The following is a 25,036-nucleotide window of genomic DNA, read 5'->3' on the forward strand; positions in this document are numbered from 1 at the left end:
CCGGCGGGCCTCGAGCCCGTGTCGTCCACGACCATGCGACGCCCGGCTGACTTTTCGCGGCGCCCCCGGGGCGTGACAGTGTATACAAATTCAAGCGGCAGGGTACCTCCGAGGCGGACGCCCGACTTTCGCCGCGGCCCGGCGAGGCCGCGGTTTCCGGCCGCCGATCGCTGCGCCTTCCCGAGAGAGGATCGGCGTGCGGCCGCTGCTAGACTGGCTCCATGCGCGAGGCGAACGGCAAGCGGACGAACGGCGCGAACGGCATGCGGCGCGCCGAGCGGCTCGTGGCCGCGCTGCGGTCGCCGGACCGCTATCCGAATCCGGCCGACTCCGTAGAGCTCATAGAGACGCATATCTCGTGGGTCCTGCTGGCCGGCGCGTTCGCCTACAAGATCAAGAAGCCGGTAAAGCTGCCGTTTCTCGACTTTTCGACCCTGGAACAGCGCCGCAGGTTCTGCGAGGAGGAGCTGCGGCTCAACCGGCGCATCGCCCCGGAGCTGTATCTCGGCGTCGTGCCGATCGGCGGGACGCCGGACGAGCCGTCGATCGGCGCCACGCCAGCGATCGAGTACGCGATCGAGCTGCGGCGGTTCGATCCCGACGCGACGGCCGACCGAATGCTCGCGCAGAACGCGATCCGACCGGAAGCGATTCTGCGCCTCGCCGAGGATCTGGCCCGCTTCCACGAAGCCGCGGAGCGGGCCGAGGGGCGGCCTCCGGGCGGCCTCGCGCTCGAGAACCTCGACCAGCTCACAGAGGCGCTCGCGCGCGCCGGCGTGGCGGAGCCGATCGCGGATTTCCGCCGCTGGACGGAAGCGCAAGCCCGACGCCTGGCTCCGGTCTTCGCCGAGCGCCGAGCCTCCGCGGTACGCGACGGCCACGGGGACCTGCACCTCGAGAACGTCGCCGTCATCGACGGCCGGCTGCGCCCGTTCGATATGCTCGAGTTCGACGCGTCGCTGCGCGCCGTGGACGTCCTCGACGAGGCCGCGTTCCTCGCGATGGACTTGATCGTGCATTCGCGGCCGGATTTCGCCTTGCTGTTCCTGAACCGGTATCTCGAGATCACCGGCGACTACTCGGGCACGCGCACGGCCACGTTCTACCTCGTCTACCGGGCGCTCGTGCGGGCGAAGGTCCGCGCCATCAAGGCGGCTCAATCCGCGCGAAGCGGACCCGCGGAAGACCGCGTCCGGCCGTATCTCGACGCGGCCCGCCGCCTGATCGAGCCGCGCGCGCCGCTTCTCGTGCTGACGCACGGCCTTTCGGGCAGCGGCAAGACCACGGTCACGAACGAGCTCGTCCCCCGGCTGCCGGCGCTCCGGATCCGCTCCGACCTCGAGCGCAAGCGCCTGCACGGCGTCGCGCCGGACGTGCACGAGGAGCTCGGCGTCGGGGAAGGACGCTACGGCCGCGCGGCGACCGACCGGACCTACGCCGCGCTCGCCGCGTTCGCCGAGGACGCGCTGCTTGGCGGGCTCGACGTGATCGTCGACGCGACGTTCCTGACTCGCGCGCGGCGCGCGCCGTTCGTCGCGCTCGCCGCCCGATGCGGCGCGCGCGCCGCGATCCTCGAGTGCGTTGCGTCGGAGAAGACGCTGCGCGAGCGGATCGCGACGCGAGCCGCCGCGCGCGCGGACGCGTCGGAAGCCACCGGCGCGGTCCTCGACGCGCAGCTCAGGGAAGTCGAGCGGCCCGCGGCAGCCGAGGGCGTCGCCGTGATCCGGGTCGACACCTCCGCCGGCGTGCGCTACGACGAGCTCGGCGCCGCGATCCGCGCGCAAGCGGCCGTCCCGCGCATCCCGGCCAAGCGCAGGTGACGCGCGTCTCGCATTCGGCCGTCGCGCACGTGCCGAATGCGTGCGCTCATTTGTAGCGCTTGCCGTGCTTCAGCACGATCGCTGGATCGCGCAGCACGTCGATGTGCAGGAGCGGATTGCCGCGGACGGCGATGATGTCGGCGAACTTGCCGGGCACGATCGTGCCGTAGTCGCTGCCGACGCCGAGGTATTCGGCCGCATCGGCCGTTGCCCAGCGGACCGCCTCCATCGGCGGCATGCCGAGCTCGCGCACCCAGGCTTCGAGCTCGCGCCAGAGCGCTTCGGCTGCAGGGAGCCCGAAAGTGCCCATGTCGCTGCCGACGACGAATCGCACGCCGAGCTCGCGCAGCTGCTCGATCTTGCGCTCGACGACGGCTGCGACGCGGGGCGGCGGCGGCACGATCTCGGCCTTCGCGACGGCGCGGCGCACGTCGTCGGCGATCTCGGGAGGCAGGCCCGCGAAGTGGCGCGGATCGTCGAGGAACTCGTGATCGGCCGCGAGCTCGTCCCCGTTCAGCAGCACGCCGACGGTCGCGCACCAGTAGAGCGGCGGACCCGTCGCGACGCGCTCGGCGATCGCCGCGACGACGTCCGGCGGCAGCTCGTCGCTCTCGACGCCGATGTGCTCGAATTCGTCGACGCCCGCGGCCAGACCGATGCGGATTTCCGCGTCGCTGCGGCCGTGCGCCGCGACCTTGAGCCCGGCCGCGTGGGCCGCGTCGACGATCGCGCGAATCTCCTCGAGGGGGCGTCCCTCGGCGCCGAGGATTTTCACGAGATCGACTCCGGCCTGCGCCAGCTGCTTCGTCTTCGCGGCCGCGTCGTCGGGGCCGGAAACGGCGAGAATGTGCGGCCGGGTCGGCGCCTCCGTAGGCTGAATCGCGGCGCCCGACGCGTAGATCGTGGGACCGGGCAGCTCGCCCCTGTCGATCCGCTGCTTTACGGCCAGTATCGCGTCGGTGGGAGCCGCCAAATCTCGCACGCTCGTGACGCCGGCGAGCAGCGTCTGCTCGGCCGACGCCGGGATCGTCACCTCCTCGAATCGCGCCGCGTACGCGGCGAACCAGTGATCGACATCCGGGTGACCGTTGTAGAGCAGATGGACGTGCAGATCGAACAGTCCCGGCAGCACGGTCATACCTTCCGTCGAGATGCGCTCGTAGTCCTGCGGAACGCTCAGCGTGTCGAGCGTGCCGACGCGCTCGATCCGCTCGCCGCGGATCAGCACGACGCTGTCGTGGAGCGGTGTGCCGCCGCTGCCGTCGATCAGCGTGCCGCCGACCAACGCGATCGCGCGCGGCCGGCCGGTCTGCGCGCCGACGGCCCCGGCAAAGGTCATCGCGGTCAGGCCCGCGCAAAGGAGCAGGCCCCGTAGGAGTCGTCTCTGTCGCATATCGGCCGATCATACACGGCGCCCGCGTCCCGGCAGCCCGAACCGCCGGCCCGCGCGGAAGATTTTTTCGGGTGGCCGGCCCGAGGCCGCCGAACCGGTCGGCGGAGAGCGACAGCCGCGCGACGCACCCGCAGGACCGCCACGATCGCACGCGCCGAGCAGCCGCCGCACGTGAAGCCGATATACTGGAGGCCGATGACCGAGCACGCACCGTGACCTCGTCCCGTTCGCTCCGCTTCGCGCCGCGCCGTGCGTTTGCCGCCGGCGGGTCCTCGCAGCGCCCGCGCCCGGAGCGGGTTCCCGCGCTGCGCACCGATCTCCCGATGCTCGACGCACGCCTGAAGCGAGAGCTCCGCGGAGAGGTCCTTTTCGACCGATTCTCCCGCGGCCGCTACTCCACCGACGCGTCGATCTATCAGATCGAGCCGATCGGCGTGGTCGTGCCGGCCGACGCGAATGACGCGCTCCGGGCGCTCGAGATCGCGGCCGATGCGCGCGTCCCGGTGCTTCCCCGCGGCGCCGGCAGCTCGCAGTGCGGACAGACGGTCGGCGAAGCGCTGGTGATCGATCAAAGCAAGCGGCTGAACCGGATCCTGGAGCTCGACACGAAAGCCGGCTTCGTTCGCGTCGAGCCGGGCGTCGTCCTCGATCGGCTGAATGCCGCCTTACGCCCGCACGGCCTGTGGTTTCCGGTGGACGTCTCGACCTCCGCGCAGGCCACGATCGGCGGGATGGCCGGCAACAACAGCTGCGGCGCCCGCTCGCTGCGCTACGGCAACATGGTGCACAACGTGCTCGAGGCGGACGCGTGGCTGCCGACGGGCGAGATGCTGCGCTTCGGCGAGGTGCGCCCCGGCGACGAGGGTGAACGAGGACGCTACGCAGCTCTCGTCGCGACGATTCGCCGCCTGCGGGCCCGCGAGGACGCCGAGATCGCCGCGCGCGTGCCGAAGGTGCAGCGTCGCGTCGCCGGCTACAACCTCGACATGGCGGCGAGCGACGCGCCGTTCAACATGGCGCACTTGCTCGTCGGCTCGGAAGGAACGCTCGGCTGGCTGCGCAGCATCAAGCTCAAGCTGTCCCCTCTTCCGCGCCACAAGACGCTCGGCGTCGTGCACTTTCCGACTTTCCACCGGGCGATGGAGGCTGCGCAGCACATCGTCGAGCTCGGGCCGGACGCGGTCGAGCTGGTCGACCGCACGATGATCGAGCTGTCGCGCGGGATCGCCGCGTTCCGCACCACGGTCGAGGCGACGGTGCGCGGCGAGCCGGAAGCGATTCTGCTCGTCGAGTTCACCGGGGCGGATCGCGCCGAGTCCCTCGCGAAGCTCGCCCGGCTGAGCGAGCTGATGGGCGATCTCGGATTGCCCGGCAGCGTCGTCGACGTGACCGAGCCCGCGCTGCAGCGCGACGTTTGGGAGGTACGCAAGGCCGGCCTCAACATCATGATGTCGATGAAGGGCGATGGGAAGCCGGTGTCGTTCATCGAGGATTGCGCCGTCCCGCTCGAGCACCTCGCGGACTACACGCAGCGGTTGACGGAAGTGTTCGAGAAGCACGGCACGCGCGGCACGTTCTACGCGCACGCCTCGGTCGGCTGCCTGCATGTGCGCCCGGTCCTGAACATGAAGACGCCGGAAGGCGCGGCGGCGATGCGCGCGATCGCGGAGGAAGCGTGCGCGCTCGTGCGCGAGTACAAGGGCTCGTACTCCGGCGAGCACGGCGACGGCCTCGTTCGCTCCGAATGGATCGAGCGCGTCTACGGGCCGCGGCTCGCCGCCGCCTTCGCCGAGATCAAGCGGGCGTTCGACCCCAACGGGCTGATGAATCCCGGCAAGATCGTCGCTCCGCCGAAGATGGACGACCGTGCCCTGTTTCGCTTCAAGCCGGGCTACGCGACGCTTTCGATCGCCACCGGGCTCGACTGGTCCGCGCACGATGTTGCGGGCGCCGCCTCGAGCCGCGGGTTCGCCGCGGCCGTCGAGATGTGCAACAACAACGGCTACTGCCGCAAGTTCGACGCCGGCACGATGTGCCCGTCGTTCCGCATAACCGGGGACGAGCGCGATTCGACGCGGGGACGCGCGAACACGCTGCGGCTCGCGCTGTCCGGCCAGCTCGGCCCGGATGCGCTGACCTCGGAGGAGATGTACCGCACGCTCGAGCTCTGCGTCTCGTGCAAGGGCTGCAAGCGCGAGTGCCCGACCGGCGTGGACATGGCGCGGATGAAGATCGAGTTCCTGCACCAGTACCATCGCAAGCGCCGGCGCAGCGCGAAGGAGCTGCTGATCGCTCATCTGCCGCGCTGGGCCCCGCGGGCGGCGCGGCTCGCGCCGCTATTGAACCTGCGCGACCGCGTGCCGGGCGCCGCGCACGTGTCGGCGCTCGTGCTCGGGCTCGCCGCGTCCCGCTCGCTGCCCGTCTGGCATTCGGAACCGTTCCGCGATGCGGCCGACGTCGCCGCCCGGGCCGGCGGAGCTCGCGCCGCCCTGACCGGCGGCGGCGCGCCGGCGCTTCCTGACGCGGCGAACGGACGCAATGCGACCGGCGCGGCATCCGGCCGCGAAGTCGTCCTGCTCGCGGACACGTTCAATCGCTGGTTCGAGCCCGAGAACCTTCGGGCCGCGATCGACGTGCTCCTCGCCGGCGGCTACGCGGTCCACGCGGCCACGCCGCGGGCCGAGGACGGCAACCGGCCGCTTTGCTGCGGTCGGACCTACCTCGCCGCCGGCATGGTCGAGCATGCGCGGGCCGAGGCGCGGCGTCTGCTCGCGGCCCTCGCGCCGCACGTCGAGCGCGGCACGCCGGTCATCGGGCTCGAGCCCGCCTGTCTGCTCGGTCTCCGCGACGAGCTCGCGGTGCTCCTTCCCGGCCGCGACGCGGAGCGGCTCGGAGCGCACGCGTTCCTGCTCGAGGAGTTCCTCGTGCGGGAAGCGGCAGCGGGCCGGCTGCGCCTTCCGCTCCGCAAAGCGGCCCGCTCGAAGGCCCTGGTGCACGGCCACTGCCACCAAAAGGCCTTCGGCACGATGGGCGACGTCACGCGGGCGTTGCGGCTCGTGCCCGGTCTCGATGTCGACGTCGTCGCGTCGAGCTGTTGCGGGATGGCGGGCGCCTTCGGCTACGACCGGCGCCACGTCAAAGTCTCCTTCGAGATGGCCGAGGCCGCGCTGCTGCCGGCGGTTCGCGCGGCGGACGCGGACACGGTGATCGTGGCCGACGGAACGAGCTGCCGCCATCAGATCCGCGACGGCGCCGCGCGCGAAGCGGTGCACGCGGTTCGCGTGATCGCCGACGCGCTCGCGTGAACGCCGCCCCGGTCGCGGGGTCTCAGTACGAGTCACTCCGGCGAAGTCCCGCTTCGCTGGCCGCCTAACTACTTGCCGGATTGCGAGTCATGCCGAAGAAGAGATCACGGAACACCTCCTATCGCGCCGTGTCGGGCGCGGTGCTGGCGGCCGCGGTCGCGATGATGCCGGCCGCCCGGTCCCAGACCGAAGATGCGCGCGCGGCCGATCACCCGCCGCCTCCGGGCGTAGAGCCCCTGCCCGTCGACCTTTTCACGACCGAGAACTTCTACTTCGATCGGAAGTACTGGACCGATCCGCGCTACCAGCGTTGCAACACGCCGGAGCAGCTGGCGGAGACGTGGTCCGAAGGGCGGTTCGGAGAGTGGGGCGATTGCAGCGTCGACCGCCCGGTCGAGGAGATCGTGAGCCCGTACGAGTACGAGACCGCGGCCGAGCACTATGCCGCGCTGCTCGCGAAAGCGAAGGCGCACGGCGGGCCCACCCGGCACACGCGCGAGACGCTGCCCGACTGGGACGGCTGGTACCGGCGCGGCGGGTACGAGGATCAATGGCTCTACGGCCGCGGGGTTCAGACCGCGACGATCCTGTCGCTGCTGACGCCGGAGTATCAGAAGCGGATGACGCAGATGAACTACCATGAGGCGGTCAGCAACGCGCCGCAGTGGATGGCCGCCTTCTGCTACCCGGAGGGCCTGATGCGCTGGTGGACGGAATACGCGATCAACGACATCGAGGTCCTCGTGACGCCGCACCAGGTGCAGTTCCTCGCCGGCGTCGCCGACAACTTCATCCGCAAGGTGCTGATCGGCCAGAAGCACGTGCAGCAGGTCCCGCAGTGGTACGGGGAGACCGTCGGCTTCTGGGACGGCGACACGCTCGTCGCATGGACCGCGAACGTCCAGGGCTGGACGCTGACCCACTCGATGTTCGAGTTCAGCAACTCACTCGAGGTGATCGAGGTGATCCGACCGCAGGAGGACGGCGGCGGCCTCGTCGTGGAGGCCACGTTCTACGATCCGGAGGCGTTCAAGCAGCCGCTCCACATCGTGACGCCGTGGAACTACGCCGCCGGCATCGACGCTCCCGAGCGGCGCTACACGTTCGTCGAATGCCGCGTGCAGAGCACGATCGTGAACGGGCCGGACGGGAGGCCCACACAGCTGACGCCGCTCGACGAGGGCTACGTCGACTACTTCGGCCGGCCGTGGGCGCAGAACTGGGAGGAGCACTTCGAGCAGGGCTGGGAGCGCCCGGAAGAGTGACGTGAAGGCGAACGGCGGGGGCAATCCCCGCCGTTCGTGTCATGCGCGACCCAGGACCGCGCGCCGCCGGCTAGAAGTTACGCTTCAGGCTCAGCGCCCACATCCTCGGCATCCCGGGCGTTCCGGACACCGTGCCGGAGCTGTCGAACTGCTCGAAGATGTTGTTGAAGTAGAATTCGTCGGTCACGTTCGTGACCGCGAGCGCCGCCTCCCACTCGTCGCTCGCCGAACGCCACGTGAGACGTGCGTTCGTGAGCGTGTAGTCGTCGATCAGGCTCGCCGGATTGTTGAGCGGCTCCGTATAGATCTCGTCCTGGTACGCGACGTCGATCCGGGGCGTCAGCGTGCCGCCGCCCGGGAGCCGCGCCTCGTATTGCGCACCGAAGCTCCACGTCGTCTCGGGCGTGAACGGCGTGACCATGTCGAGCGTTACCGCGACGTTCGGCGCGAGACTGGTGTACTGGAAGTCGAGCGCCGCGAACGAGAAGTCGATCAGCCACGCATCCGCGAGACTGATCTCGGCTTCGATTTCGAGACCTTCGACGTCGGCATCTCCGGCGTTGCCGGGCTGAATGCACGGCGCGCCCAGGCCGTCGGCGTCGATGAACGGCGGGACCTCGCACTGCGTCTGATTGATCTGAATGTCCGTGTAGTCGTTGAAGAATACAGCCGAGTTCAACCGCACGCGGCCGTCGAAGAGGAGCGTCTTCGCGCCGATCTCGTACGACGTGAGCTCCTCAGGCTGGAACGACTCGATCTGGATCGGGAAGAACGGCCGCGGGTTGATGCCGCCGCCCTTGAAGCCCGTGGCCGCTTGCGTGTACAGCATGACGTCGTCCGTCAGCCGCCAGTCGAGCGCCAGGCGCCAGTCGGTGCGCGAGTCGTCGAATTCGCCGCTCACGTTGAACAGCCCCGCGAGCACGCAATTCGGGAACGTGTTGACGCTCGCCGGGGGCCCGTTGCACACCTGCGGAAGCGTGCCGTCCGGATTGCGGCGCCGGTAGATGTACGTCTTGCTCTCATCCGAAGCGCGCACGCCGACGGAGAGGTTCAGCGCGTCCGAGAGATGCCATGACGTATGAGCGAACAGCGCGGAGGCTTCCGAGGGCGTGGGATCGGGGCCGTGGATGAAGTTCAGTTGCGCGTAATACAGGTTGACGTTCGCCTCGAGCGTGCCGTCCTGATCGACGTGGAACGCGCCGAACGTGTAATCGAGCAGACCGTCGAGCGCGGTGCCGTTCAAACGGAACTCCTGCGTCCAATGATCATGCTCGAGGCGCTGGAGCAGGTTCTGGCTGTTCAGCGGCGAGGCGTCGACGTCCTGCGCCCAATCCGAGTCGTACTCGCGAAACGCCGAGATCGACTCGAACTGAAGGTTGTCGGTGATGTCCCAGTCGATCTGCACCGACAGGCCGCGCTGCTGGAGCGTGGTGACCGGTGGAATCGCGACCGGCGAGAACGGCCGATTCGGAAGCGGCTGCTCCGGATCGAGATACGTGGCGTAGCTGACATACGGATCGCTGACGACCGGATCCCCGGCGAACGGGCCGCTGGTGACGAACGCGTTGCTGTAATAAACGCGGTCGTCGGTGGTGGTGTAATCGCCGTCCACGTCGTGGAACGTGCCGTCGGCGAGGCCGTCACCGTCGAAGTCGGCGCCGTTGTAGCTCGGCTGGCCGGTTTCGGTGAGAATCGGATCGCCGAAAATGCCGAAAGGCTGACCGAGGTTCGGATTGTTTCGCGCCTCGTTCACCCGGATCAGCACGTTTGGAACCGGCTCCGACTCGTCGTCGATCACGTCGCCGATGATGTCGACCGTGACGCGATCGCTCGGCAGCCACTGCAAGAACACGCGCCCGCCCGTGAACGACCGGCCGCCCTCGGTGCCGATCTCGCAGTCGGAGAGATCGCCGCCGGCGATGTAGGTCGGCAGATCCGACTCCGGATGCACGCATCGGTAGTCGAGACGCGTGACGTAACCGTCGCGCGTGCTGCTCGCGCCGGCTACGCGGGCGTAGAGCTTCTCGTCGACGACCGTCAAATCGGCGCTCGCGCGCACGTCGACGCGATCGAAGTCGCCGTAGGTAATCGACAGGCTGCCGCCGCCGTCGGGGCTCGGCGCGCGCGAATAGATTTTCACGGCGCCGCCGATCGAGTTGCGGCCCGCCAGCGTGCCTTGAGGCCCGCGCAGAATCTCCACACGATCGACGTCGAGCAGATCGACCATGGAGCCCGTCAAGTTCGGGTAGTAGACGTCGTCGACGTAAATGCCGACGCCCGGCTCGACCGCATAGTTGAAGTCCGTCTGGCCGATGCCGCGGATGAACGCGATCATCGCGTTTCCGCTCCCCTGATCCGCCGGCTTCAGTGTGACGTTCGGCGCCTGCGCCGCGACGTCGACGATGTTCGTCTGGCTGCGCGCATCGAGCATCTCGGAGTTCACGGCCGTGATCGCGACCGGCGTCTCCTGCACGTTCGCTTCGCGAAACTCCGCGGTGACGATGATCTCCTCGAGCGGGCCGGTTTGCTCCTGCGCGTAAACCGCGCCGCAGGCCTGCGCAAGCCCGGTGAGAATCAACCAACGCGCGCGGGAATGGGACGGCATCATGGACCGCATGCCGGAACTTTTACGGCCCCTTGCATCATGCAATCGTCGCGACATCTTCGGACTCCCCCGTTGATGGGCCTTCGCAACATCTCCGGCATCGATGGGAATCTTCTTGTTGTTTCGACGCCGGTTCGGCCGGATTGTGTACCAGCCTTGAGAATCCCAACCAGCCATCAGTGATACTGGTAGTAATACTAATAGGGATTCCCCCAAATTGTCGCATCGATACCACAAGCTCTCCGGTTCCGTTCCGACGGGCCACTGAGCGATCTGCTTGCGGCCGGGCTATCGGCAAATCCGCCCCGCCCCTCTACACTCCGTCGCACTGCGCGCGAGGAGGCCGATGCTGCGGAGCGAGAACCGAATTCTGACGACGCACGCGGGCAGCCTCGTGCGTCCCGCCGGACTGCCGAGCGAGCCGGGCACGGACGAGGAGCGGGCCGCCCGCGACGAGCGGCTGCGCGCGGCGGTCGAGGACGTCGTCGCACGGCAGGTCGCGATCGGCCTCGACGTCGTGAACGACGGCGAGTTCGGCAAATCGAGCTGGGCGGCGTACATCCTCGAGCGCCTCACCGGCTTCGAGATTCGCGCCGATCAGCCGATACCGCTGCGCTGGCTCGGCCGCGACCGGGAGCGCTTCGCGGACTTCTTCGCGCGCGAAATGCCGCGCGCGCTGAACGGCATGCCGACCGAGGCGTGCGTCGGCCCGATCGCTTACCGCGACGAGCGCTGCTGCGCGGCGCGGGACATCGCGAACCTGCGCGACGCCGCGGCGCGCGCCGGCGCCCGGGAGGTGTTCATGACCGCCGTCGCGCCGGCGAGCACCGCGTACAACGGCGTGAACGAGTTCTATCCGAGCGAACGCGAGTTCGTCTTCGCGATCGCGGAGGCCTTGCGGCACGAGTACCTGGCCGTGCACGACGCGGGCTTCGTCCTGCAGGTCGACGACGCGGTCCTGGCGAACATGTACGACGACCTCGTACGGATCGACCCGGCGCGCTATCGCGAATGGGCCGAGCTCAGGATCGAGGCGCTGAATTACGCGCTCGACGGCATTCCGCCGGAGCGCGTCCGCTATCACGTGTGCTTCGGCAGCTGGCACGTGCCGCACGTCGCGGACGCTCCGCTCGATGCGATCGTCGACCTCGTCCTTCAGGTGAACGCGGGCGCGTACTCGATCGAGGCGGCGAATCCCCGTCACGAGCACGAATGGCGAGTGTGGCGGAACGGCCGCCTGCCGGAAGGCAAGATCCTGATCCCGGGCGTCGTCACCCACCACACGACGACCGTGGAGCATCCGCGCCTCGTCGCCGATCGCATCGTCCGCTACGCCGAGCTCGTCGGCCGCGAGAACGTGATCGCCGGAACGGACTGCGGCTTCGCGCAGATCGAGAACATCGAGCGCGTGCATCCTTCGATCATGTGGGCGAAGCTCGAGGCACTCGTCGAAGGCGCGCGCCTCGCGAGCGACGAGCTGTGGGGGCGCCGGCCGCGCGCGTGACGGCCGGCGCTCAGTGCCGGCGCTTCAGCGCCGCGATCTTCGCGGCGCTCTCCTCGTCGTACGGGGCGTAGATCACGAGCCGCAGCCCCGGGCTCCCCTCGGGCACGTACGAGGTGTGCTCGAGCGTGACGCCGCCGAGCTGCGGGTGGCGAACGACGGCCTGCGACCGGCCGACGACCTCGGAGCTGTTCCACAAGCGCCTGAACGTCTCCGACGTGCGCTCGAGCTCCGCGATCAGCTCCTCGAAGTCCGGATCGCCGGTGAACTGGCTGTAGTCGACACGAAACTTCGCGATGACCCTGTGCGCCATCGCGTCGAAGATCTCCGGATCGCGCGTGTACACTTGCTCGTCCACGAGCAGTATCCGCAGCAGGTTGCGCCGCTCCTGCGGAATGTGGTCGTAGTCGCGGAACGTGAGCACCGCGAGCCGGTTCCACGCGACGACGTCCCACCGCGCCGTCATCACGATCGCGGGCACCGCGAGCGAATCGATCATACGCTTGACGGCCGCGCTCACCTCCACGTCGTGCCATCCTCGAGGCGGCGCCGGGCGATGTTGCACGAGCGCGAACAGGTACTCGCGCTCGTCCCGGGAGAGGTGCAGCGTCGACGAGATGCGCTCCAGAACCGCATCGGAAACCTGAATGTCGCGCCCCTGCTCGAGCCACGTGTACCAGGTCACGCTGACGCCGGCGAGCGCCGCAACGTCCTCCCTGCGCAGCCCCGGCGTCCGGCGCCGGTCCGCCACCGGCAGGCCGACGTCCGCCGGCGCGACGCGGGCCCGGCAGCTCTTCAGAAACTCGCTCAGCTGCCTCTTTCGAGAATCCATCCTGTGCTCACGAGCCGCCGTCATGTTGCAATTTCTACCAGTAATCTCCCCACTAGCACAACGACCGGAATTGTCAAGGCGCCGCGCATTCGCTAGCGTTGCGTGTCGACCACGCGGGCGAGACGAGCGGATGCTTCGAGCCACTGCCGACCCGATCTGCGGCGATGATTCCCGGCTCGCCGTCCCGCCCCGCTGCGCATACCGAGAATTTGGGCCTGCGGTCGTTTCCGGGTGCCGAGGTCGAGATGAGCGTTCGCGGCCGTTGCGCGAACGCACCCGCGGTCGATTCGCGCCCACGAGCGATCCCGGATCTCGACATCCACACGTGCGGCGACGCCCGATTCAACGCCCGCGTAGGCGGCCGGAGCCGGACCCGCTTTCCCCCTGTGCATTCGTCCGGTTTCGATCGCAGGCCCAAACCCGCCCGGCCGGGCACCCAGCACGCCGGGCCCCCGGAGGAATGCACCCGCCGACGCTTTCGGCTTCGTGAGATCGACCGGCGGATCGGCCGGAGATGGAAGGGGAGTCAGGACATGATCGCAAGCCACGCTGATCGCTTCGTTCGCACGGCGCTCTTGGCCGGCGCGATCGCCGCCGCATCCGCCGAGCCGGCCGCGGCGCAACCCGACGATCTCGAGGAAATCGTGGTCACCGCCCGCCGCCGGGCCGAGGCCCTCCAGGAGGTGCCGGTCACGATTACGGTCTTCGACGAGCAGGACATCGAGTCCGCCGGCATCGAGCGCCCTCAAGACTTCATCTCGCTCACGCCGAACGTCACGCTCGTCGAAACGCAGAATCAGGGGACGTCGTTCATCACGGTCCGCGGCATCTCGCAGGCGAGAAACAGCGAGCCTTCCGTCGCCGTGCTCGTCGACGGCGTGCTGATGTCGAACCCCGCGCAGTTCACTCAAGAGCTCTTCGACGTGCAGCAGATCGAGGTGCTGAAGGGCGCGCAAGGCGCCGTGTACGGCCGGAACGCGATCGGCGGCGCGATCGTGATCACCACCCGCGAGCCCGGCGACGAGTTCGAGGGAAGGGTACGCTTGGGGTACGACTCGGGCCCGGGCACGACGGCGCAGGTCATGGGCAGCGGCCCGCTCCGCGGCTCGGACACGCTGAGCTATCACGCCGCCCTCTCGTACTTCGACACGGACGGCTACATCCCGAACACCTATCTGAACGACGAAGCCGACCCGTTCCAGGACGTCTCCGGCCGCCTTCGATTGCTCTGGGAGCCGAACGACCGGCTGCAGACGGATGCGCGCCTTTACTATTCGGAAGTCGACACGCAGGCGCTCTACTTCAACATCGACTTCAACAACGACGTCAACAACACGAGCCTCCCGGTGCGCGTCAACAATCCGGGCATGAACGAGCGCGAGCTCGGGCAGCTTGCGTTCAAGCTCGATTACGAGCTCGACGCCGGCACGTTCACGTCGATCACGTCGTTCGACACGATCGAGGAGATCCTGACCGGTGACCAGTTCGATTTTCTGCCGATCGAGGAATCACTCTTCCGCGCGCTCTTCGGCGACGACTGGGCGCAGAGCCAGTTCCTCGACGTCGAGACCGTCAGCCAGGAAGTGCGGTTCACGTCGAGCGACGATCAGCGGCTGCGCTGGATCGCCGGAGCGTATGCGATCACCACCGACCGCTTCATCTCGACCGGCAATATCGTCGACCGGGGGCTCGGTGCGTTCCCCGTGTTTCGCACGCCGCGCGGCGATTTCCCGTTCGATCCCGTGAGCTTCCCGGACAGCTTCCAGACGACGTTCCTCGCCGACGCGCAGGACAACTTCGCCTGGGCGCTGTTCGGCGAGATCGCATACGACATCACCGACCGGACAGAGCTCGCGTTCGCGCTGCGCTACGACGAGGATACGCGCGAGCAGACGACGCTGACGCCGGAGCCGTTCCTCGCGCCCCTCGGCCTCGAGACGTTCACCGGCGAGGTCCGCGAGCACACATGGGACGAGCTCCAGCCGCGTCTGACACTGACCTTCCTCCCCTCCGACGATCTCACGATCTTCGGCAGCTACGGCCGCGGATTCCGCAGCGGCGGATTCAACCAGACCGGCGTCGGCCAAGCCGCGCTCGAAGCCGGCTTCCTCGGTGTCGGCGACCTGTTCGACGAGGAGGTCGCCGACACGCTCGAGCTCGGAGTGAAGAGCCGGCTCGCCGACGGACGCGTGAACTTGAACTTCAGCGTGTTCGACACGGACGCCGACGGCGGCTATTTCTTCGTCTTCCTCGCGGAGAGCTCGACGCAGAACCTCGGCAGCCTCGGCGAGGTCGACTATCGCGGGTTCGAGCTCAACGTGACGGCGCAGGTTACGGATTACTTCGACGTGTTCCTCGGCTACGGCGCCACCGACAGCGAGATCAAGGCGGCGGTCGATCCGGACCACGTCGGTAACGAGGCGCCGCTCGTCACCGAGGACACGGTGAATCTCGGCGCACAGCTCAACCGTCCCCTCGGCGACTCCGGGCTCGAGCTCTTCGTGCGCACCGACTATCAGCGCATCGGCGACACGTACTGGGAGCCGGACAACATCACGGTGCGTAACCCGGTCAACCTCTTGGATTGGCGCATCGGAGTTCGCGGCGACAGCTGGTCGGTGACCGGCTGGCAGCGTAACTTCAACGACGTGCAGTACAACGCCGAGTTCTCGCCTGGCGGTTTCCTGTTCAAGGCGAAGCCGCGGCGGTGGGGCGTCGACTTCACGAAGGAATTCTGAGCCGACTGCACCGCTAGGTCCCGGCCGGGTAACATGTACGCATGAACGACGACGATCTCGAGCGCTGGCTCGCGAGGTACGGCGAAGCCTGGGAAACTCGCGATGCGGACGCCGCCGCTCGGCTGTTCGCCCGCGATGCCCTGTATTTCGAGACCCCGTTTGCCGATCCATTTCGGGGCCCGGAGGGCGTGCGCAGCTACTGGTCCTCGGTTACGAAGGACCAACGCGAGATCCGCTTCGAAAGCAAGGTCGTCGGCGTCCTCGGGCGCACCGGAGTGGCCCGATGGTCCGCGAAGTTCAAGCTCGCGTCGACCGGAGCGGCCGCCGAGCTGAACGGCATTTTCCTGCTCGAGTTCGACGACGCCGGGCGCTGCACGAGCCTGCGCGAATGGTGGCACGCCCGGTAAAGGTGGCGTCCCGCGGGACACGGTATGGACGCTGACGGTGATATGGAAGTCAAGCCCTTACATGATCTTTTCGCGGCAGAGCTGATCGGAGCGGATCTGCGGCAGCCGCCGACGTCGGAGCTGAAGGCGCTCGTCGAGCAGGCGATGGCGCAGTACGCGGTCCTCGCGATCCGCGATCAGCACATCGACGACGAGCAGCACATCGCGTTCAGCCGGGCGTTCGGCCCGCTCGAGCTGCCTCCGGAGCTCGGCGTCCCCGGCGTCGAGCGCCGGCTGCGGCGCGAGCTGTACGATGCCTCGAACCTCGACGCGCAAGGCCGCCTGCTCTCGGCCGATTCCACGCGCCGAAAGTACAACCGCGCGAACTTTCTGTTCCACACCGACAGCTCGTTCAACGATCTGCCGACGAAGTGGTCGCTGCTGCGCGCGCACGTGCTGCCTCCCGACGGCGGCAACACCGAGTTCGTCGACACGCGCGTCGTCTACGACGATCTGCCCGCGAAGACGAAGGCGCGTATCGAAGGGCTCGAGGCCGAGCACTATCTCTGGTATTCGCGCGAGCGCGCGGGGCTCGACGAGATCACGGACGACATGCGCCGCCGCATGCCGCCGGTGCGCCACCCGTTGGTGCGGGAAATGCCTTATGGGCGCAAGGCGCTCTACATCGGCGCGCACGCCTCGCACATCGTCGGTTGGCCGGTCGACGCCGGGCGTGCGCTGCTCGACGAGCTCCTCGACTTCGCGACACAGCCGAAATACGTGTACAGCCACGCGTGGCGAAGCGGCGATCTCGTGATCTGGGACAACCGCTGCACGCTCCACCGCGCGGGCACCTTCGAGGACCTCGCACACGTCCGCGACCTCCGCCGGACCACGATCAACGAGCACGGCCCCGAGCGCGCGTCCACGGATCCGCTGCCGGCCCGAGCGAGCGCCTGACGAGCGCGCCGACCGCCCGGCACAGCGCTCTCGCCGAGCCTGGCTAAGCGCTCCTCCCGGTACCGGCGTTGTGCCGAAACGCGGGCAGCGCTTAGACTGCCGGCGGGCCGTTCGCCTGGGAGGAAAGCTTCATGGAAGCGGTCATTGCCGACAGGACGCGCACCGCGCCCCGTCCCGCCATCCTGCGATGCGGCGCGGTGCTGCTCGCGGGCTCGATCCTGCTCGCGGGGCCCGCACGGGCCCAGGACGACGCGACCTGCCCGCCGGGTCCGGACCTGCTCCTCGTGAACGGCCGCGTTCATACGATGGACGACGCGGGCAGCGTCGTGTCCGCGGTGCGCATCGTCGGCGATCGCTTCGCGGCCGTGGGTGAATCGGCGGGCGCCGGCCCCTGCACCGAGACGATCGACCTTCGCGGCCGCACGGCAATCCCGGGCATCATCGACAACCACAATCACATCGTGCTGCTGGGGTTGCGGCCGGGGCACGACACGCGCCTCGAGAACGCGCGCTCGATCGAAGCGGTGCTCGAGACTCTGGAGGCGAAAACGGCCGAGGTCCCCGCGGGCGAGTGGATCACGTCGATCGGCGGATTCGACATCAATCAATTCGTGCCGCCGCCGGACGCACCGCGCTTTCCGACGCTCGCGGAGCTCGACCGCGTGGCGCCCGATCACCCGGTCTACCTTCAGCAGTCGTTCGCGGGCCCCTCCGTGACGAACAGCCTCGGCAAGGCCTTTTTCGAGAGCCGCGGCATCGAGGTCGGCGACGACGGCGCGATCGCCGGCGGCGCCGCACCGAACCCGTCGAGCCGCGCCCTGCACGCCCTCCGGCAGCTGCAAACGTTCGAGGACAAGAAGCGCGGCACGCTCGACGCGCTTCGCTATGCCGCGAGCCTCGGCGTCACGACGCACCTCGATCAGGGCGGCTTTCCCGCGACGGGGACCGACGCCGACGGCGCCGCGCATTTCGATCAGTACCACGCCTACGATGCGCTGCTCGAGCTGTATCGCGAGGGCCGGCTGATCAATCGCATCAGGCTCAATTTCCTGCACATGGAGGCCGATCCGGCGACGCCGGGGCTCAAGGCGCGCCTCGCGAACGTCTTCCCGGAGTTCGGCGGGGACATGCTCCGAATCGTCGGCATCGGCGAGTTCACGGCCGGCGCAAGCCCGATCGTCGCCACGGCGACGGAGGCGTGGGAGAACGGGACTCGACTCGTCGCGGAGGCCGGCTGGCGCAACGAGAACCACTCGCTCACGCGCACCGACTTCATGACGATCATCGACGGATGGGAGCGAGTCAACGCCGCACTGGACCCGCCCGGCATCACCGAGCTTCGCTGGGTGCTCGCGCATGCGCCGTTCATCACTCCCGAGTACGTCGAGAAGCTCCGGGCCCTCGGCGGAGGGATCAGCGTGCTGGGCGGATGGCGGTGGCTCAGCGGCACGGCCGAGGCGAATGGGCCGCCGTTCCGGATGCTGCTCGACTCCGGGATTCCGGTCGGCATGAGCTCGGACGGTATGCAGATCTCGCCGCTGAATCCGTGGATCGGCCTTTACTACGTGGTCACGGGCAAGAACGCGCGGGGCGAGCCGATCAACGCGGACCAAACGCTCGAGCGCGACGAGGCGCTTCGGCTCTACACGGCGGCGAACGGATGGTTCTTGAAGGAGGAGGACGTGCTCGGGAGCATCGAGGTCGGAAAGTACGCCGATCTTGTCGTGCTGAGCGCCGACTACTTCGACGAGGAGGCTGTGCCGGACCAGGCGATCCTCGACATCCGATCGTTGCTGACGATCGTCGGCGGGCGCATCGTGCACGGGAGCGGCGCCGCATTGTAGGACCTGCGACGGGCCGCCGGGACCGCCGCCGACCCTGTCCCCGAGTCCGGCTGCGGTCGTTGTCCCCGCGACGACGCGCGGGATCGCCGGCGGCGCCTGCGTTGCCGGGGCGCTTTTCCACACCACGAACCCTTTTCCGGGCGCCGGCGCGCCGGGGACAAAGTGTAGTCGGAACCCCGAACGTGCAGCGCTCCGCGCTCGAAGGCGGGTAGACCCGCGACACTAGCATTTTCAACACCACACGCCGCGTGGATCGCCCTGGTAGACTGGTCGGCCAACCTGGATCGTTCCGTTCACAGGGAGCCCCGGAGCGTTGATCATTCGCTACTCGTCGTCAGTCGCGACGTGCGCCGCGTTGCTTCGCGTCGCGTGCGCAGTGCCGGCCGCCGCCGGCGTCGATCTCGCCGAAAAATGAACGGCGGCGGCCCGGCCGCCTCGCCGACTCATCCGAACCCATGCACGAGAGGTAATCGAAAAAGATGCATCATCAAAGCCTGGAGGGTCTGCTCGCAGGCAGAAACCCCGTCGAGGTTCTCCGTAACTCGCCGAGCGGCCCGAACGTCTACCCGGTCGTGCCCCCGGAGTTCACGAATTGGCGCGACGAGCAGCGCGCATGGCAGCAGACGTGCGTCTTGTTCAACCAGTCCTATCACATGACGGACATGTACGTCTCGGGGCCGGACGCCGCGAAGCTCTTGTCCTACCTCGGCGTCAACAGCTTCAAGAACTTCACGCCGAACAAGGCGAAGCAGTTCGTCCCGTGCAATTACGACGGCTATGTGATCGGCGACGTCGTGCTGTTTCACCTCGAGGAGAACCTGTTCAACCTCGTCGGCCGCCCGTCCGTGCACAATTGGGTGCAATTCCACGCCGAGACCGGCGACTACGACGTCAAGATCGAGCGGGACGAGCGCGCCGTCGACCAAAAGGGCGGCCAGGTCGTCCGCAAGGCGTACCGATTTCAGATTCAAGGGCCGAACGCGCCGAAGGTCGTCGAGAAGCTGATCGGCGGCCCCGCCCCGACGATCAAGTTCTTCAACATGGGCGAGATGACGATCGCGGGGTGCAAGGTCCGCGTGCTGCGTCACGGCATGGTCGGGCAGCCCGGGTGGGAGCTGTTCGGGCCCTGGGAGGACGGCGAGAAGGTGCGCACGGCAATCGTCGAGGCCGGGGAAGAATTTGGCCTGCGGCAGGTCGGCGCGAAGGCCTATTCGAGCAACACGCTCGAATCGGGCTGGATCCCCTCACCGCTCCCCGCCGTCTACTCGGGCGAGAAGATGAAGCCGTACCGGGAATGGTTGCCCGCCACCGCGTACGAGGCGCGAGCATCGCTCGGCGGCAGCTTCGTCTCCGACAACATCGAGGACTACTATCTGACGCCGTACGACCTGGGGTACGGGCAGATCGTGAAGTTCGACCACGATTTCATCGGCCGGGAGGCGCTCGAGAAGATCGCGGAGAAGCCGCACCGCGAGAAGGTCACACTCGCGTGGAACGACAGCGACGTGAAAGAAGCGCTCGGCTCGCTGGTCGACAAGGAAGGCAAGCCGGCGAAGTTCATCGACTTCCCGTCGGCGGTCTACTCCACGCTCCCGTACGACAAGGTTACGAAGAACGGCAAGACGATCGGGATCTCGACGTGGACGGGCTATACGTGGAATTACCGCTCGATCCTGTCGCTCGCGATGGTCGCACCCGAGCACGCCGAGCCCGGCACGGAAGTCACGGTCGTCTGGGGCGAGGAAGGCGGCGGCACGAAAAAGCCGACCGTGGAGCCGCATCGGCAGATCGAGGTACGCGCGATCGTGTCGCCCGTGCCGTACTCGGAGGTGGCGCGCACCGCGTATCGGCGCACCTGATCGGAGGTGTACGAAAGTGACGTCCGCGGACGTCGCTCCCGAAATCGCACTGGCCGAAGAGCACGATGCGTGCGGCCGTCACGACGAGGCCGTCAACGCGCTTGCTCGCGCGACGCGGCGCGGGGACGTCGAAGCGGCGACACGCCTCGGTAAGCGATTGATCGCCGGGGACCGCGCGCCGCTGCTGCCCCGCGACGGCATTCGATTTCTTCTGGAGGCAGCGCATGGGGGCGGCGGCGAAGCCGCCGCCCGGCTCGGCGTCCTCGCCGCGGCCGGCCTCGACGGACAGCACGACTGGCCGCGTGCGATCGGTCTCATGAGCATCGCCGCCGAGCGCGGCTATGCTCCCGCGCGCGACCAGCGACGACCTGGACTCTCGGCGTCGTCCTCAGCGGGCCCGGCGGACTGGAGAACCTCGTCGCGTCCGTCGACTTCTACGACGTCGAGATCGAAGGCGCCATCGCACCGCTCGATTCGGTGTTCGTCTATTCGAAGTGCTTCAACGCCGACGGCGCCAGCAATCCGGACCTCGTGCTCGACGATCCCGGCGGATGGTGCAGGCTGATCGGGCGAAACGCCGTCACCGGCGAGCGTGCTCAAGTAGACGCCCCGTTCTTCAACTCGGGAGTCCTCGAAACGGCGGGCGTGGACATGACCGTCAACTGGACCTGGGACGTCGGGCCGGGCTCGTTCTACATCAATGCGGTCGGAAGCATCCTCGACGAGTTCAAGACGCAGGATAACCCCGACTCGCCGATATTCGACGCCGCCGGCACGCTCGACCAGGGCGGGCAGTTCGACTACAAGCTTTTCACGACGTTCGGCTACAGCTTCACGAACTCGATCGTCGGCTTGTCTTGGCGACATCTGCCGTCGATCGAGGACGAGACGGCCGCCGACGATCCGGACACGCGCATCCTCGGAGTCGGCTCGTACGACATGTTCAACTTCTTTGCGCGTTACTCGTTTTCGGAGCGGTTCGAGCTGCGCGCCGGCATCGACAACTTGTTCGACGAGGACCCGCCGGTGGTCGGACGAGACCCGGGGACGGCGACGATCACCCCGGACGCGAACCGCGGCACGACGCGCGCGGACTACTACGACATACTGGGGCGGCGCGCATACGTCGGTTTGAAGATGAGCTTCTAGCTCTCGATGCGCAGGCACTTCGGCTCCGCAGCGAGCGGCTGATCGGCGGTGCGATCAGCCGCTCTCCATCGTTCGCCGCTCAGATGATGTCCTTCGGGCTCACCGACTCGTGCCACGGGATCATCAGGCGCTTCGCGCCGTTGACCGCGAAGAACAACAAGTAGCCGAGCCCGGCCAGCAGGATGATGACCGCGAACAGCTCGGGCGCGTTGAGCGCGTTCAGCGTGACGACGACCATGTAGCCGAGCCCTTCGCTGCCGCCCAGATACTCGCCGACGATCGCCCCGATGACGGCGAAGACGATGCCGACCTCCATGCCGGCGAACACGTACGGCAGCGTGTTGTGGAACTCGAGGGACCAGAACGTGGCCCAGCGCCCGGCATTGAGGCTGCGCATGACGTCGCGGTGCCCGGGATCCACGGATCGCACGCCGAGCATCACGTTCAACATGATCGGAAAGAACGCGAGAATCGCCGCAATGATCACCTTCGACGTCATGCCGAAGCCGAACCAGATGACGAAGATCGGGATCAGCGCGACTTTCGGCACGACCTGAAAGGCGACGACCATCGGGCGCAGTGCCCTTTCGAGCCACAGCACTCTGCCGAGCACGGCGCCGACGACGACGCCGGACACGAGTGCGATCGCGAAGCCGGCGACCGCCTCGAGCAGCGTGGCGTGCGCATGCACGGTCCACGTCTCGGGCCGGCTCACGACGTCGACCAGCGCGGCGACGACGTCCTCCGGAGGAGGCAGAACGAAGCGGGAGATCTCGAACCAGACGGTAGCGAGCTTCCACAGGGCGATGACGACGATCAGCAACAGCGGTGTGCTGATCCACGGGAGCACTTTGAGCAGCTGCTCGCGCGTTGGCATCACGTTTCCTCGTCCAGTTGACGGCGCAGCTCGCGGACGATGTCCTGGAACTGCGGGGCCGTTTCCAGCTCGAGCCGGCGCGGGCGCGGAAAGTCGACCGGCGTGACCGAGCGTATCCGCCCCGGTCGGGGCGACAGCAGCACCACGCGATCGGCGAGAAACACGGCCTCCGTGATCGAGTGCGTGACGAACACGACCGTCGCACCCGATGCCGCGGCGAGCGACTGAAGCTCGAGATTCATCTTCTCGCGCGTGAGCGCATCCAGCGCGCCGAACGGCTCGTCCATGAGCAGAATTCCCGGACGATAGCTCAGCGCCCTGGCGATCGCGACACGCTGGCGCATGCCGCCGGAAAGCTCTCTCGGGTAAGAGCGCTCGAAGCCCGTGAGGCCGACGAGCTCGCAAAGCTCGCGCGCCCGTGCGCGGCGTTCACTCTTGCCGGTTCCCCGCAGCTTGAGCGGCAGCGCGATGTTGTCCTCGACCGTGTACCACGGAAAGAGGTTCGCGTCCTGAAAAACGATGCCGAGCCGGCGAATCGTCTCCGAATCGCGGGTCCCGTCCTTCCATAACGGCGCCCCGCCCGCGAGCACCTGCCCGCCCGTCGGATGGACGAGGCCCGCGAGAATCCTCAGCAACGTCGTTTTGCCGCAACCGGATCGGCCGACGAGCGAGATGAACTCGCGCTGCCGCACGGACAGCGAGACCTTCTGCAGCGCCACGACGGACCCGTGGCGCGCCTGATATTCCTTGCTGACGTCGATCAGCTCGAGCTCGGCCGCCGCTCCGGGCCGTTCGACCGGCTGCGCATCACGCGCAGTCTGCGCCGCCTCGGCCGGCTCGGCGTCGCGTGTCGCGATGGTGCCGTGCCCCATCATCATCCACATCCTCCGCTCGCGGTCCCGTGGGCCGACGTGAGCGTTCCGTTCGGGGCCGAAGCGGCGCTAGGCTTCACGAACGAGCTCGTTGGTGTACCACGCATCTGGAGTCGCACCGGGTTCCGCGAGACCCGCGTTCACGAGCTCCTCGTATCCTCGCGTCCACCTTTCCGGAAGCGTCACGAGCAAGCTCTCGCGGCCGGCCGCCGTCCAGATGCGCACGTACTCGGCGAGGCTTTCCTTCGCGATCGCGGTATCGTTCAAACCGTCGAAGGAATATTTCCGGCGCATGATCTCGAGCGTCCGGTCGAAGCCGTCGTCGTTGATCATGAAATCGAGCGCGGCACGGACGGCGTCCAAGTACTTCGCGATGTCGCCGCGGTTCGCGGCAAATCCGTCCTTGGAGGTCATGTAGAACTGTCCTCCGGAAGCCATGAACTCTCCCGGATTGAAGACCACGACCCCGGGCTGCTGCTGCTCGAGTATCTTCGCGGTATCGATGCTGACGGCGTAGCCGGCCAAGCGACCTTGCTCGACGAGGTTGAACACACCGGGTGTCAGGCCGACGACCTGGCGCTGCACGCTCTCCGGATCGATGCCGGAGGCGGCCAGGAAAAGATCGAGCTCCGTCTCGCTCGAGCCGCCTTCGGATGGGATACCGATCGTCGCGCCCACGAAGTCCTCGGGCCGGCGCAGCGCCCGCTTCTCGCTCGAGACGAAGCGAATCGTCGATTCCTTGAGCACCATCCCCACGTTCATCACCGGCGCGGCCCGGTTCGCCGCGGCCCGCATCCCTTCGATCTGGCTGATGCGCGTCAACGGCGACCGCCCGGCCAGCACCAGCTGGATCGCCTGCGGCGATCCGCGCGTGACCTGGAACGAAACGTTCAGGCCCTGATCGGCGAAATAGCCGCCCGCGTCGGCCATGAGCTCCGGGGCGAACGTGAGGCTCGCGAGCGGGAGGATCGTCAAGAACGTGAACGGGGCGGCCTCGGCGCCGGTCGCCGCCTGCTCGGGGCTCGCTTCGCCGGACGGGCTTTCCGCGCCGCACCCGCCGAGCAAGGCCGCACCGCCGAGGGCCGCCGACCCGCGCAGGAACGCGCGCCGCGTGAGCCCTCCGCGCCGGCCCGGACGATAGATGACATCGTGCATTCCGCGATCTCCCCTTCCTCGCCAAAGCTTCACATCCCGCGGGATCGCAACGACGATCGAGCGACGAGCGCGTGCTGAGACGCGCCGGCTTCTCAGCAGGCTCGGGCGGCACGCTGACCGGCGGCGTTCGCCGCCGCGCACGAACCGGGCGCACCCGCGGGCCGAGCGGCCGCGGTGCGCCCGGGGAAGCGTTGCCCGTTGATTCTAAGGCGGATTTCCCGCCGCCGCAGCCGCTCGCTCAACGGCTAGACTAGTCCGATTGCCGAGCCTCATGCAAATGCGGCGGCAGGAATCGGACCGGAGCCCCAGGGACATAGAAGCCGCCGAGAGCTCGCGCTCCCGGACGGCTCGTTCAGCTTGCGGCTACTTGCAAAGGTCGGTGATGCAGATCGAGTCGAGAGTCCGACCAGGCGGCGGCACCTCCAGCCCCCGCTCCTCCATCAGCTTGCGCAACAGCGCCGCCGTCTCCGGATGC

General features: G+C 68.0%; 16 protein-coding genes. 10 read left to right on the forward strand and 6 right to left on the reverse strand.

All coding sequences use genetic code 11. From position 1 onward, the window contains the following. The first annotated feature begins 221 nt into the window (after positions 1 to 221). Positions 222 to 1,820 (forward strand): AAA family ATPase, encoded by a 1,599-nt coding sequence (locus VF329_10055; GenBank protein ID HEX7081346.1) that lies wholly within the window; start codon positions 222 to 224, stop codon positions 1,818 to 1,820. 46 nt (positions 1,821 to 1,866) lie between these two features. On the opposite strand, the gene VF329_10060 is transcribed toward VF329_10055, so the two are convergent. Then, positions 1,867 to 3,213 (reverse strand): amidohydrolase family protein, encoded by a 1,347-nt coding sequence (locus VF329_10060; GenBank protein ID HEX7081347.1) that lies wholly within the window; start codon positions 3,211 to 3,213, stop codon positions 1,867 to 1,869. 323 nt (positions 3,214 to 3,536) lie between these two features. Between VF329_10060 and VF329_10065 the strand changes: the two genes are divergently transcribed. Together VF329_10065 and VF329_10070 are read left to right on the forward strand one after the other, a co-directional pair. Continuing rightward, positions 3,537 to 6,518, forward strand: a complete 2,982-nt coding sequence (locus tag VF329_10065; GenBank protein HEX7081348.1) for an FAD-linked oxidase C-terminal domain-containing protein — start codon at positions 3,537 to 3,539, stop codon at positions 6,516 to 6,518. An 89-nt stretch (positions 6,519 to 6,607) separates the two neighbouring features. Then, positions 6,608 to 7,783, forward strand: a complete 1,176-nt coding sequence (locus tag VF329_10070) for a hypothetical protein (protein HEX7081349.1) — start codon at positions 6,608 to 6,610, stop codon at positions 7,781 to 7,783. Positions 7,784 to 7,853: 70 nt separating this feature from the next. Here VF329_10070 and VF329_10075 read toward each other — a convergent pair whose 3' ends face one another. Continuing rightward, positions 7,854 to 10,400 (reverse strand): TonB-dependent receptor, encoded by a 2,547-nt coding sequence (locus VF329_10075; protein HEX7081350.1) that lies wholly within the window; start codon positions 10,398 to 10,400, stop codon positions 7,854 to 7,856. A 334-nt stretch (positions 10,401 to 10,734) separates the two neighbouring features. On the opposite strand from VF329_10075, the gene VF329_10080 reads away from it, so the two are divergent. After that, positions 10,735 to 11,892 carry a cobalamin-independent methionine synthase II family protein gene (locus tag VF329_10080; GenBank protein HEX7081351.1) on the forward strand — a complete coding sequence of 386 codons (1,158 nt, stop codon included), beginning with the start codon at positions 10,735 to 10,737 and terminating at the stop codon, positions 11,890 to 11,892. Positions 11,893 to 11,902: 10 nt separating this feature from the next. On the opposite strand, the gene VF329_10085 is transcribed toward VF329_10080, so the two are convergent. After that, the gene (locus VF329_10085) at positions 11,903 to 12,721 is read right to left on the reverse strand and encodes a helix-turn-helix transcriptional regulator (GenBank protein HEX7081352.1); all 819 of its coding nucleotides are present in this window, start codon (positions 12,719 to 12,721) and stop codon (positions 11,903 to 11,905) included. 533 nt (positions 12,722 to 13,254) lie between these two features. Between VF329_10085 and VF329_10090 the strand changes: the two genes are divergently transcribed. The 6 genes from VF329_10090 (at position 13,255) to VF329_10115 (ending at position 21,657) form a co-directional block, all read left to right on the forward strand. Further along, on the forward strand, positions 13,255 to 15,459 hold the full coding sequence (locus VF329_10090) for a TonB-dependent receptor (protein ID HEX7081353.1): 2,205 nt from the start codon (positions 13,255 to 13,257) through the stop codon (positions 15,457 to 15,459). A 41-nt stretch (positions 15,460 to 15,500) separates the two neighbouring features. Next, positions 15,501 to 15,866 (forward strand): nuclear transport factor 2 family protein, encoded by a 366-nt coding sequence (locus VF329_10095; GenBank protein HEX7081354.1) that lies wholly within the window; start codon positions 15,501 to 15,503, stop codon positions 15,864 to 15,866. Positions 15,867 to 15,890: 24 nt separating this feature from the next. Further along, positions 15,891 to 16,805, forward strand: coding sequence for a TauD/TfdA family dioxygenase (locus VF329_10100; GenBank protein ID HEX7081355.1), 915 nt, complete (start codon positions 15,891 to 15,893; stop codon positions 16,803 to 16,805). Positions 16,806 to 16,936: 131 nt separating this feature from the next. Beyond that, the gene (locus VF329_10105) at positions 16,937 to 18,649 is read left to right on the forward strand and encodes an amidohydrolase family protein (GenBank protein HEX7081356.1); all 1,713 of its coding nucleotides are present in this window, start codon (positions 16,937 to 16,939) and stop codon (positions 18,647 to 18,649) included. Positions 18,650 to 19,128: 479 nt separating this feature from the next. After that, positions 19,129 to 20,508: an aminomethyltransferase family protein gene (locus tag VF329_10110; protein HEX7081357.1), complete on the forward strand. Its 1,380-nt coding sequence runs from the start codon at positions 19,129 to 19,131 to the stop codon at positions 20,506 to 20,508. Positions 20,509 to 20,802: 294 nt separating this feature from the next. Continuing rightward, positions 20,803 to 21,657, forward strand: coding sequence for a TonB-dependent receptor (locus VF329_10115; protein HEX7081358.1), 855 nt, complete (start codon positions 20,803 to 20,805; stop codon positions 21,655 to 21,657). A gap of 79 nt (positions 21,658 to 21,736) precedes the next feature. Here VF329_10115 and VF329_10120 read toward each other — a convergent pair whose 3' ends face one another. The 3 genes from VF329_10120 to VF329_10130 all read right to left on the reverse strand — a co-directional run bounded on the left by VF329_10120 (position 21,737) and on the right by VF329_10130 (position 24,561). After that, positions 21,737 to 22,534 carry an ABC transporter permease gene (locus VF329_10120; protein ID HEX7081359.1) on the reverse strand — a complete coding sequence of 266 codons (798 nt, stop codon included), beginning with the start codon at positions 22,532 to 22,534 and terminating at the stop codon, positions 21,737 to 21,739. Next, a complete protein-coding gene (locus VF329_10125; GenBank protein ID HEX7081360.1) occupies positions 22,534 to 23,412 on the reverse strand; it encodes an ABC transporter ATP-binding protein in 879 nt (292 codons plus the stop codon). Before VF329_10125 ends, VF329_10120 begins: the two co-directional genes overlap by 1 nt. A 63-nt stretch (positions 23,413 to 23,475) precedes the next feature. After that, entirely contained in the window at positions 23,476 to 24,561 is a 1,086-nt protein-coding gene (locus tag VF329_10130) for an ABC transporter substrate-binding protein (GenBank protein HEX7081361.1), read from the reverse strand. Positions 24,562 to 25,036 lie beyond the last annotated feature (475 nt).

This window comes from Gammaproteobacteria bacterium, from assembly GCA_036381015.1.
Classification (GTDB): domain Bacteria; phylum Pseudomonadota; class Gammaproteobacteria; order Steroidobacterales; family Rariloculaceae; genus ZC4RG20.

What these genes read in the sequence shown, in the direction of transcription:
- VF329_10075 (HEX7081350.1), bottom strand. Translation starts at nt 10,400, where the DNA reads ATGCGGTCCATGATGCCGTCCCATTCCCGCGCGCGTTGGTTGATTCTC.
- VF329_10125 (HEX7081360.1), bottom strand. Translation starts at nt 23,412, where the DNA reads ATGATGATGGGGCACGGCACCATCGCGACACGCGACGCCGAGCCGGCC.
- VF329_10080 (HEX7081351.1), top strand. Translation starts at nt 10,735, where the DNA reads ATGCTGCGGAGCGAGAACCGAATTCTGACGACGCACGCGGGCAGCCTC.
- VF329_10095 (HEX7081354.1), top strand. Translation starts at nt 15,501, where the DNA reads ATGAACGACGACGATCTCGAGCGCTGGCTCGCGAGGTACGGCGAAGCC.
- VF329_10055 (HEX7081346.1), top strand. Translation starts at nt 222, where the DNA reads ATGCGCGAGGCGAACGGCAAGCGGACGAACGGCGCGAACGGCATGCGG.
- VF329_10085 (HEX7081352.1), bottom strand. Translation starts at nt 12,721, where the DNA reads ATGGATTCTCGAAAGAGGCAGCTGAGCGAGTTTCTGAAGAGCTGCCGG.
- VF329_10110 (HEX7081357.1), top strand. Translation starts at nt 19,129, where the DNA reads ATGCATCATCAAAGCCTGGAGGGTCTGCTCGCAGGCAGAAACCCCGTC.
- VF329_10100 (HEX7081355.1), top strand. Translation starts at nt 15,891, where the DNA reads ATGGACGCTGACGGTGATATGGAAGTCAAGCCCTTACATGATCTTTTC.
- VF329_10065 (HEX7081348.1), top strand. Translation starts at nt 3,537, where the DNA reads ATGCTCGACGCACGCCTGAAGCGAGAGCTCCGCGGAGAGGTCCTTTTC.
- VF329_10060 (HEX7081347.1), bottom strand. Translation starts at nt 3,213, where the DNA reads ATGCGACAGAGACGACTCCTACGGGGCCTGCTCCTTTGCGCGGGCCTG.
- VF329_10090 (HEX7081353.1), top strand. Translation starts at nt 13,255, where the DNA reads ATGATCGCAAGCCACGCTGATCGCTTCGTTCGCACGGCGCTCTTGGCC.
- VF329_10120 (HEX7081359.1), bottom strand. Translation starts at nt 22,534, where the DNA reads ATGCCAACGCGCGAGCAGCTGCTCAAAGTGCTCCCGTGGATCAGCACA.
- VF329_10070 (HEX7081349.1), top strand. Translation starts at nt 6,608, where the DNA reads ATGCCGAAGAAGAGATCACGGAACACCTCCTATCGCGCCGTGTCGGGC.
- VF329_10105 (HEX7081356.1), top strand. Translation starts at nt 16,937, where the DNA reads ATGGAAGCGGTCATTGCCGACAGGACGCGCACCGCGCCCCGTCCCGCC.
- VF329_10130 (HEX7081361.1), bottom strand. Translation starts at nt 24,561, where the DNA reads ATGCACGATGTCATCTATCGTCCGGGCCGGCGCGGAGGGCTCACGCGG.